The organism is Formivibrio citricus (genome assembly GCF_900115065.1).
GTDB classification, from domain to species: domain Bacteria; phylum Pseudomonadota; class Gammaproteobacteria; order Burkholderiales; family Chitinibacteraceae; genus Formivibrio; species Formivibrio citricus.
In genome coordinates this window covers 37,403-53,396 of the sequence record NZ_FOVE01000003.1, presented here as the reverse complement: position 1 = coordinate 53,396, position 15,994 = coordinate 37,403, and the positions used below count along the sequence as shown (strand labels likewise).

The window sequence follows — 15,994 nt, the reverse complement described above, 5'->3', positions numbered from 1 at the left end:
GATTCATCCCTTCAATTCCCCCAGTATTTCCTTGACCCGTACCGCCCGCAGGCTGGCTTCCGGCCAGTTGCCTTCAATGCGCAGGCGATCCTGCCCTGCGAGTTTGTAGTTCTTTTTGCTCTGGATCAGGCCGATGATACGCATCGGATCGACCGGCGTTTTGGCTCCGAAAGTGATGACGATGGCGCTGTCGGCGGCGTCGATTTTCTGGATGCCGAGCGGCTTGGCGAGCATGCGCAGGCGGTGGCAATCGAGCAGGGTGCGTGCGGCGTCGGGCAAGAGGCCGAAACGGTCGATGAGTTCCTGCATCAGGTCGTCGAGGTCCTCGCCGGTTTCGCAGTTCGCCAGTCGTTTGTAGAGCGACAGGCGTTCGTGTACGTCCGGGCTGTAGTCGTTGGGCAGCAGCGCCGGGGCGTGGAGGTTGATTTCGGTGGTCACGCCCAGCGGCTGGGTCAGATCCGGCTCCTTGCCGGCCTTCATGGCTTTGACGGCTTCATTGAGCATTTGCGAGTAGAGCGCAAAGCCGATTTCCTGCATTTCGCCCGATTGCGAATCGCCCAGCACTTCGCCCGCGCCGCGGATTTCCAGATCGTGCATGGCCAGATAGAAGCCTGAGCCAAGTTCTTCCATGGCCTGAATTGCCTCCAGACGTTTCTTGGCCCCGGCCGTGAGGGCTTCCGGCTCGTTGACCAGCAGGTAGCAATAAGCCTGGTGGTGCGAGCGCCCGACGCGGCCGCGCATCTGGTGCAGTTGTGCCAGCCCAAATTTGTCGGCGCGGTTCATGAGGATGGTGTTGGCGTTGGGGACGTCGATGCCGGTTTCGATGATGGTGGTGCACAGCAGGATGTTGAAGCGCTGCTGGTAGAAATCGCGCATCACGTGTTCGAGTTCGCGCTCCTTCATCTGGCCGTGTGCCATGCCGATGCGCGCTTCCGGCAGCAGGGCGGTGAGCTTTTCGCGCATGTTCTCGATGGTGTCGACTTCGTTGTGCAGGAAGAACACCTGCCCGCCGCGCTTGAGCTCGCGCAGCACGGCTTCGCGGATCACACCGTCGCCGTATTTGGCGACGAAGGTTTTGACTGCGAGGCGTTTGGACGGCGCGGTGGCGATGACCGAGAAATCGCGCAGCCCTTCGAGTGACATCGCCAAAGTGCGCGGGATCGGCGTGGCGGTCAGGGTCAGTACGTCTACGTCGGCGCGCAGGGCTTTCAACTGCTCTTTCTGGCGCACACCGAAGCGGTGTTCCTCGTCGATGATGACGAGGCCCAATTGCTTGAACTGCACGTCGGGCTGCACCAGCTTGTGCGTGCCGATCACGATATCGACCGAGCCATCGGCAATGCCCTTGAGCGCGGCGGTGGTTTCCTTCTGTGAGCGAAAGCGCGATAGCTCGACAATCTTCACCGGCCAGTCGGCAAAGCGGTCGCTGAAAGTCTGGAAGTGCTGTTCGGCGAGCAGCGTGGTCGGCACCAGTACGGCGACCTGCTTGCCACCGGTGACTGCGGCAAACGCGGCGCGTAGCGCGACTTCGGTCTTGCCGAAGCCGACATCGCCGCAGACCAGCCGATCCATCGGCTTGCCGATACGCATGTCGACGAGAACGGCTTCGATGGCGGCGGCCTGGTCGGCGGTTTCCTCGAAGCCAAAGCCCTCGGCAAATGCATCGTAGTCGTGCAATGACCAGTCGAAGGCATGCCCCTGGCGCGCTGCACGGCGGGCGTAAAGGTTCAAGAGTTCGGCTGCGGTATCGCGCACCTGCTCGGCGGCCTTGCGCTTGGCTTTTTCCCAAGTACCGGAACCGAGCTTGTGCAGGGGCGCGGTATCCATGGCGCCGCCCGAGTAGCGGCTGATGACGTGCAACTGGCTCACCGGCACGTAGAGCTTGTCGTCGCCGGCGTATTCCAGCACCAGCAATTCGGTTTCGCCTTCGCCCAGATCCATCGAGATCAGGCCCTGATAGCGGCCGATGCCATGCGCTTCGTGCACCACCGGATCGCCGATCTTGAGTTCGGAGAGGTCGCGCAGCATCGCATCGGTGTTGCTGCGCTTTTGCTGCTTCTTGCCGCGGCTTTGCGCTACGCTCGGGTAGAGGTCGGCCTCGGTGATGAGGGCCAATCCGTCTTCGGTGCGGATGAAGCCGTTGAACAGCGGTGCGGCGATGAGCAGGACGGGGTCGCTGCGCGTCAGCGCATCTTCCCAGGACTCGGCCAGGGCCGGTTTCAGGCTGTACTCGGCAAAGTACTGTGCCATGGTTTCGCGCCGCCCCAGACTTTCGGCGCAGATCAGCGTGCGGCCTGCGTGACCGGCCAGAAAATCCTGCAGTTTTTTGAGCGGGTTTTCGGCGCGGCGGTCGACGGCAAGGCTGGGGAGCGGGATGGACAGGGGAGTACCCCCCTTTGCCAAAGGGGGGGCAGGGGGGATTTCTGGCGCGGTCAGTTCAATGCGCCGGTAATCCTTGAGTGCGCCCATGAAACGATCCGGGGCCAGAAACAGGCTGGCGGGAGGCAGCAGCGGGCGGTCTTTCTCGCCGGCCAGCAGCCGGTGGCGCGATTCCACGTCGCGCCAGAATTGCTCGGCGGCTGGCAGTATCTCGCCATGCAGGGTGAGTACGGCTTCCTTGGGCAGGTAATCGAACAGCGTGGCGGTGTGGTCGAAGAACAGCGGCAGGTAATACTCGATACCGGCAGGCGTGCTGCCTGCAGAAATGTCCTTGTAGAGCCGGGACTTCGACGGGTCTCCCTCGAACTCCTCCCGGAAGCGCTGGCGGAACTTGCTGCGCCCGCCGTCGTCAAGCGGGAATTCGCGGGCGGGCAGCAGACGGATCTCCGGCACCGGGTAGAGGCTGCGCTGGGTGTCCACGTCGAAGGTGCGGATGGTTTCGATCTCGTCGCCGAAGAGATCGATGCGGTAGGGCAGCGGTGAGCCCATCGGGAAAAGGTCGATCAGTCCGCCGCGGATCGAAAATTCGCCCGGCCCGTACACCTGCGTAACGTTGCTGTAACCCGCAAACGCGAGATCGGCGCGCAGCTTGTCGGCGTCGAATTTCTGCCCCTTCTTGAGGAAGAACGAATACGCGGTCAGGTACTCGACGGGAGGCAGTACCCCCATGGCGGTCTGCACCGGAACAATCACGACCTGCGCTTCGTTGTTCCTGATCTGCCACAGGCTCGCGAGCCGTTCCGAGATCAGGTCGTGATGCGGCGAGAAATGGTCGTAGGGCAGCGTTTCCCAGTCCGGCAGCAGGACGATGGTTTTCTGCGGCAGGAAAAAGGCGAGCTCTTCTTTCAGGCGCAAGGCGGTCTGGGCGCTGGCCGCGAGGATGACGAGCGGCTGCGCTTGCGTGGCGTAATGCGCCAGCAGCAAGGCATCGGCCGAGCCGTGCGGGGTGGCGAGTTGCAGGCGTTCCTGAGGGCGGGGCAGGGCAGGGAGTTGCATGGGAGCGGGGGATCAATCGGTTGGCGAATCAGTTGGCGGGATTATACGCGCCAGCGGTGGCGGGCCGAAAATATGTACGGATTCGATTGATTTTTGACCGTATATCAAAGAATATCGGGGCTTCCTTACAAGCATGCCCCTGTATCCAAAGATGTTTCGCTCCTCCGATTGGCGCGCCGGGTTACTCCTGGGCGGCGGCCTGCTGTTGATGGCTTTGTTGAGCAAGGTCGCGGGATTTCTTTTCTGCGACATGCTCTTCGTTTGCCCGCTGATCGGACTCATGGCCGTGCTCATGCTGCTCAACGGGGTGCACTACAGCCTGTTTTTTGTACCTGTTGCACTGGCGGTGCCCTTGTTGCGCGGTTTTTCCGGACAGGCGGCTGTCTGGCTGGCGCTTGTTTCCGTAGGTACGGCAGCGCTTGGCGCTTGGTTGCTGAAATCCTTGCTGTCGAGTCCAAGGATAAGGTTGCGTGAGGCTGCTTCGCACCTGGTGCTGGGTGGGGCCGGCCTGATGCTGCTTTCCACTCTGCTGGGAGGGCTGATACCGGGCGGGTACTTGATACTTTCTTCGGACATGCCGGCATGGCATCGTTTCTTTTCTTTCTGGTCGTCAGATCTGGTCGGTTTTCTGGTGATGGTGCCGCTGGTGCTGTCCATGCGCGAGGGATGGAGGCCCGCATTCCGCCAGCGTTTTCTGGAACTGATGCTGGCCGTGATGGCCTGTGCTGCAGGCGCTTGTCTGATCTACAGCCTTGAAGGCCCCAATCCTTCCGGTTGGCAGTTCCTGCTGCTGCCTGTGGCCATCTGGGCCGCGCTGCGGATCGGGCAGACCGGCGCTGCCTTGGTGGCGTTGACGCTGGCGTTTTCGTTGACGCATTCCCTGGCTGGCGTATACAGCGTGGCGATTCTGCCAGCGCAGCTTTTCCTGCTGATGGTGACGGTGACCGGTGTGTTGCTCGCTGCATCCAGCGACGAAGAGGAGAACTCCCGGCGTGAACTGGCCGCCGAACGCCACAAGCTCGATGCCATTCTGAACGCGATGCCTAATCCGGTGTTTTTCGAGGATGTCGAAGGGCGGCTGGTCTATGCCAACCAGTCCCTGCTTCAACTGGTGGGCGGGCAGAACCGCAACCTGGCCGGTTTTCCTTCTGCGCCGTTGCGCGAACACCTTGGTTTGCCGGCGCTCACAAGCGCGCAGCAGAGCTGCTCGTTCGAGTGCACCGTCAACGCGCAAACCGCGCCCCGCACCCTGATGTGCAACCAGCAACCGCTGCTCGATCTGGACGGCAAGCTCCTGGGCAACTGTTTCGTTGCCACCGACATGAGCGAGCGGCTGGTTGCCGAACAGCAACTGCGGCTTTCCGCGCAGGTGTTCGAGAACGCCTCGGAAGGTATCGTGATCACCGACGTGGTGGGCAGGATCATTGCGGTCAACCCGGCGTTTACCCGTATCACCGGTTTTGCTCCGGAAGAAGCCATCGGCAAGATGTGCGCCACCTTCCGGCAAATTGCCCAAGGTACGGTTTTCGGGCAGGAAGTGGAAAACAGCCTGCGCGATCTGGGGAGCTGGCAGGGCGAGATACCCGGCTGGCGCAAGAGCGGGGAGACCTACCCTGCTTGGGGATCGATCAGCAACGTTTGCGACGAAAGCGGGCGAATCACGCATCGCGTGGCCGTGTTCAGCGATTTTTCCGCGCGCAAGGAGGCCGAGAGCCGCCTGCAGTTCCTGGCGCAGCGCGATCCGCTGACCCAGTTGTTCAACCGTTCCTCGCTGCAGGAGAGGCTGGAGCAGGTCTGCTGCGGAGATGGGCGGCTCGCAGTACTGTTCATCGATCTGGACCGTTTCAAGACGGTCAACGATACGCTGGGCCATGCGGTTGGCGACGAGCTTTTGCAGGTGATTGCACAACGCTTGTGCCATTGCCTGAAGGAGCGCGATTTCATCGCCCGTTTCGGCGGCGACGAATTCATGGTGATATTGGAAGAGACGTTGCCCGACGCCGGATTGGCAACGATCGCGCGCCGGATCATCGATGAAATTGCTCGTCCCTGTGCGGTGCGCGGACATGAATTGTTCGTAACCTGCAGTATCGGTATCAGCCGTTTCCCTGTCGATGCCAAGGATTCTTCCGGGTTGATGCAGGCCGCCGATCTGGCGATGTACCGCGCCAAGGATATGGGCAAGAACACCTTTGCCTTCCACTCCCAGGAAATGATCGCCCAGGTTTTCGAGCGCGGTCGCATGGAAGGTTGCCTGCATACGGCGGTAGCTCAGAGCCAGTTCGTACTGCATTACCAACCACAGTTCGTGCTGGCTGGCGAAGAGTTCCACGGCGTCGAAGCCCTGATCCGCTGGCAGCATCCGGAACTGGGCATGGTGCCGCCGGGGAGCTTCATTCCGTTGGCGGAAGAAACAGGGATCATCGAGATCATCGGCGAATGGGCGATCCGCGAAGCTTGCCGCCAGATGCGGACCTGGCTGGATGAGGGAATCGACGTGCGCTGTATCGCCGTCAACTTGTCGCCGCGCCAGTTCCGCCGCGGGCACTTGCTGGATATCGTATGCAGCGCGCTGGATGAGTCAGGACTGGAGGGCGAGCGGCTGGAGCTCGAAATTACCGAAAACGCCCTGATGGAAAATCCGGAAAACGCCAGCGCCGTGTTGGCAGAGTTGCGTGAAATGGGCGTGCGTATCGCAATCGACGATTTCGGCAGCGGCTACTCCTCACTGTCGTACCTCAAGCAGTTCCCGCTCGATACGCTCAAGATCGACCGTTCCTTTATCTCTCCCTTGCCGGAAGACGGCGACATGGCCGCGATTGTCGAGGCCATCGTCGAGATGGCGACCAAGTTGCGCCTGACGGTCGTGGCCGAGGGCGTGGAAAATTCCACCCAGTCCAGTTACCTTCGCCACATAGGATGTACCGTGGCGCAGGGGTATCATTACAGCAAGCCGCTGGCCGCCGACCTTCTTCCCAAGTCGGTGCGGCAGGTGCTCGATATGGGCTCTGCCCTCTGATCTTCCAGATTTATAAGAGATTGACTTCATGCAGAAAAAAATCATCCACGGCTTCCATGCCGTCCGTTCGCGTTTGAGCCGTTTGCCCGACAGCGTGCAGGAGGTCTATGTCAGTGCAGGCCGCAGCGACCCGCGCATGCGCGATCTCCTGGCGCTGGCGGAAAAACAGGGGCGGCGCGTGCTCCCGGTCGATGCCGAGCGCTTGCAGGGGCTGGCCGGTTCTGCGCGCCATCAGGGCGTGGCGGCGCTGATCGATGCCTCGAAGAACTTCGTGGCGCTCGAAGACGTGCTCGAAGACCTGGAGGAACCGCCGTTCCTGCTGGTGCTCGACGGCATCACCGATCCGCACAACTTGGGCGCGTGCCTGCGCGTGGCCGATGCCATGGGCGTGCATGCGGTGATTGCGCCCAAGGACAAGTCCGTTTCCATCAATGCCACGGTGTCCAAGGTGGCCTGCGGGGCGGCCGAAGTCGTGCCCTACATCATGGTCACCAACCTGGCCCGCACCTTGCGCGAGCTCAAGGATGCCGGCGTCTGGATCGTCGGCACCGATGCCGAAGGCAGCGCCGACCTTTACCATTTCGAGCAGACCGGGCCGCTGGCGTGGGTGCTCGGTGCGGAGGGCCATGGCATGCGCCGCCTGACGCGCGAACACTGCGATACGCTGGTATCGATTCCGATGTTCGGTTCTGTGGAAAGCCTGAATGTGTCGGTTGCGACCGGGATCGTGCTGGCCGAAAGCCGTAGGCAGCGGCAGATGCTGGCAGAACGCGGGTGAGTCTATTCCGGCGCAGGCCGGAATCCAGGTTCTAAGCGCCTGCGGCGCGGTGCTTTTGAATGCAGGTTTCCGCCCCGCCTGCGGGAAAGAGGGATTGTCTCGCCAATCCCCCTTTCATCCCCAAGGCGACCCCGCCTGGCGGCCCTCCGGGCTGCCCTCGGGCGGTCGCGAGCCAATTTTGTAAACAAACTTGTCTCACTCCACTTCCTCGGCGCCGGCCAAGGGGGAAAGGAAAACCGTCTGCCGTGGAGGGGGACAGGGTGCGCACACGGGAATGGCGCAGATTGAAGCGGTGTGCGTCTGATCCTGGCTATTTGTGGTCGCGCCGCACCCACGTCTTGATGGCTTCGGCAGTTTCTTGCTCGATGCCGTTAAAGCCGTGATGAGACCGAGCTTCGCACGCTTTCCCCACGGAGATTCCGCCTTCCATGGCGATGAAGTCGTTGCCGTATTTCTTGTGGGCCGCTTCTGCAGAAGCAAACGGCGTCACCCAGCATGGGTCATCCTTGTGATGCACAATCAAATGCCGGTTGGCATGTTTTCGCGCGTCAAAGGCATCAATCCGGGCCATGGATGCGGTATGGATTTCGCCGGCTACTTTGTCGGCTAGATAGTCTGCCAATTCCAGGGTGGCGTAGGTTCCCCGGCTGGTTCCCATGAAATAGATTCGGGCTTGCGGAAAACGTTTTTTCAGATCGTCGATCAGGGTCTGAACCTTTTCCGTATCGCTGGTGGAGTTGGTTGCGACCGTGACGAATTCGTCGTCGACCAGGAATTTCCGGGCGCGCAACAGGAAATTGCCCTTGGCGCGATAAACCAGTTCCCCGTCTTCCATTCGCGGGTCGACTACGCCTGACCCTCCGGGGAACAGCACCAGCACATATTTCGGCGCGAGATTCTTGAAATTCAGGACATAAGGAACGGGTTCCCCGCCTTTGGCGGACAGCGCCGTGCCGAGTTCTTCTCCTGCCAGGCTCCAAGCCGGTACCATCGTCAACCAGGCCAGGCACAGACGGATTGCAATGTTTTTCATGCGGAGCCTTCTGTTAATTGCGGATTGACCGGCAGGGTAACGCGGAACACGGTGCCCTGGCCCGGTTCGCTGCGCACGTCAATCTGCCCCTGATGCTTCTGGACGATGCCGTAGGAAACCGAGAGGCCGAGCCCGGTGCCGGCACCGACTGGCTTGGTGGTGAAGAAAGGCTCGAAAATCCGCTGCAGGTTTTCTGGCGGGATACCGTTGCCGTTGTCTTCCACCTCGACCCAGACGGTTTGCGATCCCGCGTCATGTCTGGTTCGTAACCAGATCGTGCCACGCTCCTTGATGGCATGCGCGGCGTTGACCATGAGGTTCATGAAAACCTGGTTCAACTGGAACGGCATGCACATGATTTCCGGCAGGGGGCCATAGTCCTTGATGACTTCTGCCTTGTACTTGATCTCGTTCGAAACCACATTCAGCGTGCTGTCCAGGCATTTGTGCACGTCGGCCAGTTGCCACTTCGATTCGCCCACGCGCGAAAAATCCTTCAGATCGGCGACGATGCGCTTGACCCGTTCCAGGCCTTCACGGGATTCATTGAGCAGTGACAGCACATCCTGACGCACGAAGTCGATGTCGATCTCCTTGCTGAGCGTATTTGCATGGGCCACGGCAGGTACATTGGGCTGGCAGGTTTCAGCGACCAGGTGATAGGCATCAATCAACCGCATCATGTCGAGCGCATATTCCCTGAGCGTTCCGAGGTTGGAGTTGACGAAGCCGACCGGGTTGTTGATCTCGTGGGCGATGCCGGCCGCGAGCTGGCCGACCGCCGACATTTTTTCGGCCTGGATCAGCTGGGATTGCGCTTCTTCGAGTTTCTGGTTGAGTAGTTTGAGTTCCTCGATGCGCTGAGCCATTTCGCTTTCGAGACGTTTGCGTTCGGTGATGTCCATCAGCGCAGCGACATAGTGGGTGATTTGACCACTATCGTTTTTTACTGCCGTGATTGTCAGCAACTCGGGATATATCTCGCCATTCTTGCGCCGATTGCAGATTTCTCCTTGCCATGATCCTTTTGTCAAAATGCTATCCCACATGGCAGCATAAAAATCACCGCTGTGATGGCCGGAACGGAGCAGGCTTGGCGTCTGTCCCACGGCTTCTTCGGTGCTGTAACCAGTGATGCGGGAAAAAGCCTGGTTGACACGGATGATGACGTTGTTTGCATCGGTAATGACCATGCCCTGCTGGGATTCGAAGGCAATCGCAGCAATCCGCTGGTTTTGTGCGGCAAGCTGCCGTTCGGTGATGTCGTGGCCGATTCCCAAAACACCGACCAAATGCCCACGGGAATCGAGTACCGGCATCTTTGTCGTTTCAAGCAACTCCCGATGACCATCATTGGCAAAAGTGATCCATTCCTCGTTGACGCTGGGTGCGCCTTTCGCCATTGCGAGCCGGTCGTGCTCGCGGAAGAAATCGGCGAGCTCCTTGCTGACAAAATCGTAGTCCGTCTTGCCTACAATGCCTTTTTCCGGTGCGCCGAAAAAATGCTCAAAACGTTGATTGCAGGCCAGATAAACGCCATCGGGATTTTTCAGCCAGATCAGGTCGGGGATCGCATGAATCAGGGTTTGCAGGTGCGATTCGCTTTCGATGAGTTTTTTTTCTGCCAGTTTGCGTGCGCTGATGTCTTCAACGATGGACCAGATGTATTTCTTGCCGTCGCCACCCGTTACCAGCATGCCGCTGAGCTGGATTGGCACCGGCGTGCCGTCTTTGCGCAGGTATTCTTTCTCGTAGGGGCCGTAACGCCCCGATTTTTGAAGCGATTCAAGTTGCCTGGCCTCGTCGGACTCGAAGCGTTTGGGAGTCAGGCTCCAGTTGTCCAGAGCCAGTAATTCCTCGGTCGAGTACCCGCAGATGCGCCGGAATGCTTCATTGAATTCCACATAGCGCCCCTGCATGTCGGTGAGCGCGATACCGAGTGGCGACAATTCAAACAGCGCGCGTAATTTTTCGTTGCTCGCGGCTTCAGCCAGTTTGCGTTCGGTTACATCCAGGAGCATCCCGATCACCGCAGGAGCACCGTTGAAAGCCATGTTGCGGCCGTGAACTTCGATATTGATGCGGCGACCATCCCGGCGCAGTCCGACGAAGGTGTAACGCATTTCGGCGACCGTTCCGTCTTCGCGGCGACGCACGTTGTCAGCGACTTTTTGTCGGTCTTCTGGCGCAATCAGCTGGTCGATGCTTACCTGGTCAATGATATCGCTCGGCGAAGCGTAGCCAAATATGTCGGCGAAACCCTGGTTCACATATCGGAAGTGACCGTTCTGGATAACATAGATGCCGGCAAGTGTCTGTTCGACCAGAGCGTGCAGCCAATTGTCAGGGGACGAAATATTGTTTGACATCTCTTGGGGATCGCTCCTGATTGTCCACGTATGGCTGACGAGAAGGGGCTTGGGGGTCTGATGATTTCAAATGAAAAATCACACCCGCTTCTTCTTTTTTGTTGCTGTTTTGACCGGTTTGTCCGGATTGGCTGGGGCTGATGCCAAGCGCATCCTGGCTTCCCGGATGGCTTGGGCGAGCTCCAGTACCGCAGTCGCGTAGAGCGTACTCTTGTTATAGCGCGTGATGACGTAGAAGTTGTTGAAGCCGAGGTAGTACTTCATCTGCCCAGGTTCGGTTTCCAGCACGAACAGCACGGCTTTCTGGTCGGTTTTGAGTTCGCTGATCGGGGAGACGCCTTTCTGCATCAATTCTGCAACCGTGTAGTGCAGGTTGAACTTGTCTGCGATGAGGCCGGCAATATGTTCGCCTTCAACGTTGACCGGCGCGAAGGTATCGCCGTCGACCAGCCAGCCATGTTGGGCGAGATAGCTTGCGGCGCTGGCAATCGCATCGACCGGCGTATTCCAGATGTCGTGACGCCCGTCGCGATCCCAGTCTACGGCGTAGGCGCGGAACGAGGAGGGCATGAACTGCGGCCAGCCCATCGCGCCGGCGTAGGAGCCGCGGAACGAGAGCGGGTCCTGTTTCTCGCCGCGCGCGAGCAGCAGGAATTCGGTCATTTCCTTGCGGAAGAATTCCGCCCGGCGCGGGTAGTCGAAGGCGGCGGTTGAGAGCACGTCCAGAACACGGAAGTTGCCCATGTTCTTGCCGAACAGCGTTTCGACATCGAGGATGGCCACGACAACGGCAGGGTCGACCTGATAGGCGCGGCTGATCTCGGCGATTTCCTTTTCATGCTTGCGCCAGAACGCGGCGCCGGCGTCGATGCGTTTCTTGTTGACGAAGTTGGGGCGGAACACGTACCAGGGGCGCGCCGTCGCGGGGCGCTCGAAGATGTCGAGAATCTGCGGCCTGGGCTGGATGCGGGTGAAGAGGTTGGTGAGCTCCGCTTCGCTGAAGCCGTGCTCGCGTGCCGTGCTGGCGATGTATTCCTGGACTTCGGCCCGGTTGACCAGTGCCTGGTCGGCGTTTGCCACGAGGCAGACGCAGGACAGGAAGAGAATGGCGAGGAGCTTGTTCAAACCGGTTCCTTTCGGGAGCCTTCGAGGCTTCCCCATGAAAGCGCGCTGGAGAGCAGGCGCGCGGTGATGTCCACGATCGGGATCACCCGGTCGTAGGCCATGCGGGTTGGGCCGATCACGCCGAGCGTGCCGACCACTTCGCCTTGTACCTTGTACGGCGCGGCGATGACCGAGCATTCGTCGAGCGGAGCAAGACCGGCTTCGTTGCCGATGTAGATCTGCACCCCCTCGGCGCGGCTGCCCAGTTCCAGCAGTTGCAGAAGCGAGGTCTTCTGCTCGAAAAGATCGAAAAGCTGTTTCATGCGGGAAACATTCGAGGACAGGTCGCTGATGCCGAGCAACTGGTGTTCGCCGGCGATGACGACTTCCTCGGTACGGCTTGAAAGGCTCGTCGAGACGTCGACGGCGGCATTCATCAGCGCCACGATGTCGCCTTTCAGGCGCACCAGCTCGCTTTGCACCAGTTGCACCAGGCTTGCCAGCGTTTTTCCCGCGCAATGCTGGTTGAGGAAGTTGCCGGCTTCCTGCAGTTCGCTTTGTCCGAACTGACGCATGGTCTGGATGATGCGGTTCTGCACGTCGCCGTCGCCGGTGACGAGGATCAACAGCACGCGCCGGTCGGAAAGCTGCAGGAATTCCACATGCTTGAGCAGTACCTCATGGCGCTTGGGCGCCATGACCACGCCGGCAAAATGCGTGAATTGCGAAAGCAGCTGGGACGCCGCAGCGATGGTGCGCTGCGGGCTGTCGACAGGCAATTGCTCCTCGATCTCGCGGATTTCCAGGGTTTTCAGCGGTTGCACGGCCAGCAGTGAATCGACGAACAGGCGATAGCCGCGCACGGTCGGAATGCGCCCGGCCGAGGTATGCGGGCTGCTGACGAAGCCCATTTCCTCCAGATCGGACATCACGTTGCGGATGGTGGCCGGGCTGACCTCCAGTCCCGAATGCTGCGAAAGCGTTTTCGAGCCGACAGGCTGCCCTTCGGCGATGTAACGCTCGATCAGGGTTCGAAGCAGGATCTGTGCGCGGTCGTTGAGCGCGGCGGGGCGGCCCATGTCGGTGTCCCTCTGTTGGAAAATTGTAGTGCTGGATTTTAGCGCGGGTTATGTGTTTTAACCCATATTGTCCATTAGCAGGCTGGTGAAAAACCAGCCTGTGTACCGTTTTCACCGGCGTAGCCGGGGGAAATGTATGGAAATAAAAAATAAGCTTTTGATTTTAGATGCTATTTCGCGTCAGGCTTTGCCTGATGCTTGGTGCGGGTGGAGAAACAGATTTTTTCACCACTCTGTTAGACGGCCCTTCGGGTCTACGCAAGCGCTGGCGGCCGGCTTGCGGTCATTTTGCCCCCTTGTTCGTCGTCCATGGAATGACCATGGACTCCTCTCTAGAGGCCAAACTGCCTCGCAATCCCGCTCGCCATCATCTTGCGCCCAATGGACAATGTGGGTTTAATGCGCTAACTCGATATGAATATTTCTGCTCATGAATAGCCTGTTCAAGACCATCGCCATTGTCGGCCGGCCAGCGACTCCTGCCCTGGGTGAACCCATGCATCGGCTCGTCAGCATGTTGTCCTCCAGCGGAGTGCGGGTGCTGGTCGAGGAAAGTGCCGCGCAGGAACATGACGTGACGGCCTGCCAGGCCGTCAGTCAGGAGAATATCGGCAAGCTTGCCGATCTCGTGATCGTGCTGGGCGGCGACGGCGTGATGCTGGGCGCGGCGCGCATGGTCGCGCCTTACCATGTGCCGGTCGTTGGCGTGAACATGGGGCGGCTGGGCTTCCTGACCGACCTTTCCGTCAGCGAGATGGAGGCGCAGGTTGAAGCCATCCTGAAGGGCGCCTTCAACCCCGAAGACCGCATCATGCTCGAAGCGCGGGTCATGCGTGAAGGCCGTGAGATCGACCGCCAGCTGGCGTTCAACGACGTGGTCATGAGCCGCGGCAGTTGCGGTTCGATGATCGAGTTCGAACAGTTCATCAACGGCAAGTTCGTCTGCCGTCAGCGCGCCGATGGCATCATCGTTTCCACGCCGACCGGTTCGACGGCCTATGCGCTGGCTTCCGGCGGGCCGATCCTGCATCCCAGCCTGCCGGCGATTGCGCTGGTGCCGATCTGCCCGCAATCGCTATCCAATCGCCCGATCGTGGTCACGGACAGTTGCCGTGTCGAACTGGTGCTGACCGGCGCGCGCGATGTCGTGCACGTCTTCTACGACAACCAGTCCGAATGCCGTTTGCAGGAGCAGGACCGCCTGGTGATCCGCCGTTTCCGCAACACTTTGCGTATCTTGCATCCCCACAGTTACCACTACTACGACACCCTGCGCGAGAAGCTGCGCTGGAGTGCCCAACCGCAATTACTCTGATGCTGCAAACACTCACGCTCCGCAATTTCGTCATTGTCCGTGAACTCGAACTCGACCTGCGCCGCGGTCTGACCGTGCTGACCGGCGAAACCGGCGCGGGCAAGTCGATCCTGATCGATGCGCTGGGACTCTTGCTTGGCGATCGGGCCGACCCCGGTGTGGTGCGCCACGGCGCGGAAAAGGCCGAACTCGCCGCGACCTTCGCACTGGCGGGGCTCGAAGACGCGCAAGCCTGGCTTGCCGACAACGAACTGACCGGCGACGAGGCGGACGAGTTGCTGCTACGCCGCGTCATCGACGCCAGCGGCAAATCGCGCGCCTGGATCAACGGCGCGCAGGCCACGCTGGCGCAGCTCCGGGAGCTGGGCGAGATGCTGGTCGAAATCCACGGTCAGCATGAACACCAGACGCTCCTGAAGCTCGACGCGCAGCGTAGCTTGCTCGATGGCTACGCCAATGCAACCGGACTCGCGCGAGAGGTGGCCGCAGCTTTTCGCGACTGGCGGCGGCTCGCGGACGATCTTTCCGAGGCGGAAACCAATGCCGAAGCGTTCGAGGCCGAACGCGAACGCCTGCAATGGCAGGTGGATGAAGTCGGCGCACTGCAATTCACCGCCGCCGAATGGCCGGAGCTGCAAGCCGAGCACAAGCGCCTGAACCATGCTGCCAGCCTGATCGATGGCGTACAGGCTGGTCTTGCCCTGCTTGCCGATGGCGACGAGAATTGCCAGGGCTGGCTCGCAAATGCCGGTTCGCGCCTCGCCGAGTTGGCCGATTACGATGCCGGTGTGAACGAAACGCTTGAGTTGCTCGCAGGCGCGGAGGCGCAACTGGCCGAAGCAGTGAGCGCCTTGCGCCATTACGCGGACCGGCTGGAACTCGACCCAGAGCGCCTCGCCGAAGTCGAAGCACGCATGGATGCCGTGTTCCGCATGGCGCGCAAATACCGGGTCGAGCCCGAGCAACTCCCCGCGCGGCTTGCAAGCTGGCGCGAACGGCTCGAAGAGCTCGGTGGCAGCGCCGGGCTGGATGCCCTGCGTGCAAGCGTAGCGCGGGCGGAGTCGCATTACCGCAAGCTCGCCAGTCAGCTCTCTGAACAACGCCGGGCTGCCGCGGCAAAACTCGCTGCCGCTGTTACCGGCGAATTGCAGCATCTGGCGCTCGCCGGAAGCCGCTTCGAAATTGCCTTGAATCTGCTGGAAAAACCCGCCGCGTTCGGGTTGGAGCAGGTGGAATTCCTCGTCGCCAACCATGCCAGCGCCCCGGCCAAGCCGATGGCGAAAATCGCCTCCGGCGGCGAGCTCTCGCGCATCAGCCTGGCGTTGCAGGTCATCACCAGCCAGGTCGCCGGCACCCCGACGCTGATCTTCGACGAAGTAGACGTCGGCATCGGCGGCCGCGTGGCGGAAATCGTCGGGCGCCTGCTCGCCGATCTTGGCCAGAGTCGGCAAGTGCTGTGCATCACCCACCTCCCGCAAGTCGCTGCGCGTGGGCAAAACCATCTGCAAGTGAGCAAATCACAGGATGCGGGCGGCGTTGCCAGCGCGATCCGCGAACTGGAGCAGACCGAGCGCATCGAAGAAATTGCGCGCATGTTGGGTGGTGTGGAGATCACCGAGACCACGCGCAGTCATGCGCGGGAGATGCTGCAAGGGTAAGGCTTGGCAAAATGAAGTGTTTCCCAAATCAGGAATGCTGCCCACTGCGCTGCAGGTAATGAGAAAAGACCACGTCGGAGCGAGTAGCGCAGTGCATTTGCCTGGCCAATGGCGCTGGTGGAATATCTGTGATTAACGCTAGGTTGATCGCACCTACATGCTACGGAGCGTGCTGCACGATGTGGCGCAGCATGCAAATAAACT

General features: G+C 60.4%; 9 protein-coding genes. 4 read left to right on the top strand and 5 right to left on the bottom strand.

The window, feature by feature from the left end:
• Nucleotides 1-3: 3 nt before the first annotated feature.
• Nucleotides 4-3,435, bottom strand: coding sequence for a transcription-repair coupling factor (gene mfd, locus BMZ36_RS02580; protein ID WP_091191023.1), 3,432 nt, complete (start codon nt 3,433-3,435; stop codon nt 4-6).
• Nucleotides 3,436-3,586: 151 nt separating this feature from the next.
• Here mfd and BMZ36_RS02575 point away from each other — a divergent pair, with 151 nt between their 5' ends.
• Both BMZ36_RS02575 and rlmB read left to right on the top strand, forming a co-directional pair.
• Nucleotides 3,587-6,454 carry a bifunctional diguanylate cyclase/phosphodiesterase gene (locus BMZ36_RS02575; RefSeq protein ID WP_177187747.1) on the top strand — a complete coding sequence of 956 codons (2,868 nt, stop codon included), beginning with the start codon at nt 3,587-3,589 and terminating at the stop codon, nt 6,452-6,454.
• Nucleotides 6,455-6,482: 28 nt separating this feature from the next.
• Nucleotides 6,483-7,232, top strand: a complete 750-nt coding sequence (gene rlmB / locus BMZ36_RS02570; RefSeq protein ID WP_091191013.1) for a 23S rRNA (guanosine(2251)-2'-O)-methyltransferase RlmB — start codon at nt 6,483-6,485, stop codon at nt 7,230-7,232.
• A gap of 310 nt (nt 7,233-7,542) precedes the next feature.
• On the opposite strand, the gene BMZ36_RS02565 is transcribed toward rlmB, so the two are convergent.
• The 4 genes from BMZ36_RS02565 to hrcA form a co-directional block, all read right to left on the bottom strand.
• Complete coding sequence (locus tag BMZ36_RS02565) at nt 7,543-8,265, bottom strand: MMPL family transporter (RefSeq protein WP_091191006.1); 723 nt, start codon at nt 8,263-8,265, stop codon at nt 7,543-7,545.
• Nucleotides 8,262-10,634 carry a PAS domain S-box protein gene (locus tag BMZ36_RS02560; RefSeq protein WP_091191002.1) on the bottom strand — a complete coding sequence of 791 codons (2,373 nt, stop codon included), beginning with the start codon at nt 10,632-10,634 and terminating at the stop codon, nt 8,262-8,264. The genes BMZ36_RS02565 and BMZ36_RS02560 overlap by 4 nt, the downstream gene beginning before the upstream one ends.
• A 78-nt stretch (nt 10,635-10,712) precedes the next feature.
• Complete coding sequence (mltB, locus tag BMZ36_RS02555; protein ID WP_245747754.1) at nt 10,713-11,759, bottom strand: lytic murein transglycosylase B; 1,047 nt, start codon at nt 11,757-11,759, stop codon at nt 10,713-10,715.
• Nucleotides 11,756-12,817 (bottom strand): heat-inducible transcriptional repressor HrcA, encoded by a 1,062-nt coding sequence (gene hrcA / locus BMZ36_RS02550; protein ID WP_091190994.1) that lies wholly within the window; start codon nt 12,815-12,817, stop codon nt 11,756-11,758. The genes mltB and hrcA overlap by 4 nt, the downstream gene beginning before the upstream one ends.
• A gap of 430 nt (nt 12,818-13,247) precedes the next feature.
• Between hrcA and BMZ36_RS02545 the strand changes: the two genes are divergently transcribed.
• Together BMZ36_RS02545 and recN are read left to right on the top strand one after the other, a co-directional pair.
• Complete coding sequence (locus BMZ36_RS02545; RefSeq protein ID WP_091190988.1) at nt 13,248-14,132, top strand: NAD kinase; 885 nt, start codon at nt 13,248-13,250, stop codon at nt 14,130-14,132.
• Nucleotides 14,132-15,790, top strand: a complete 1,659-nt coding sequence (gene recN, locus BMZ36_RS02540) for a DNA repair protein RecN (RefSeq protein ID WP_091190985.1) — start codon at nt 14,132-14,134, stop codon at nt 15,788-15,790. The genes BMZ36_RS02545 and recN overlap by 1 nt, the downstream gene beginning before the upstream one ends.
• The last annotated feature ends 204 nt before the right edge of the window (nt 15,791-15,994 follow it).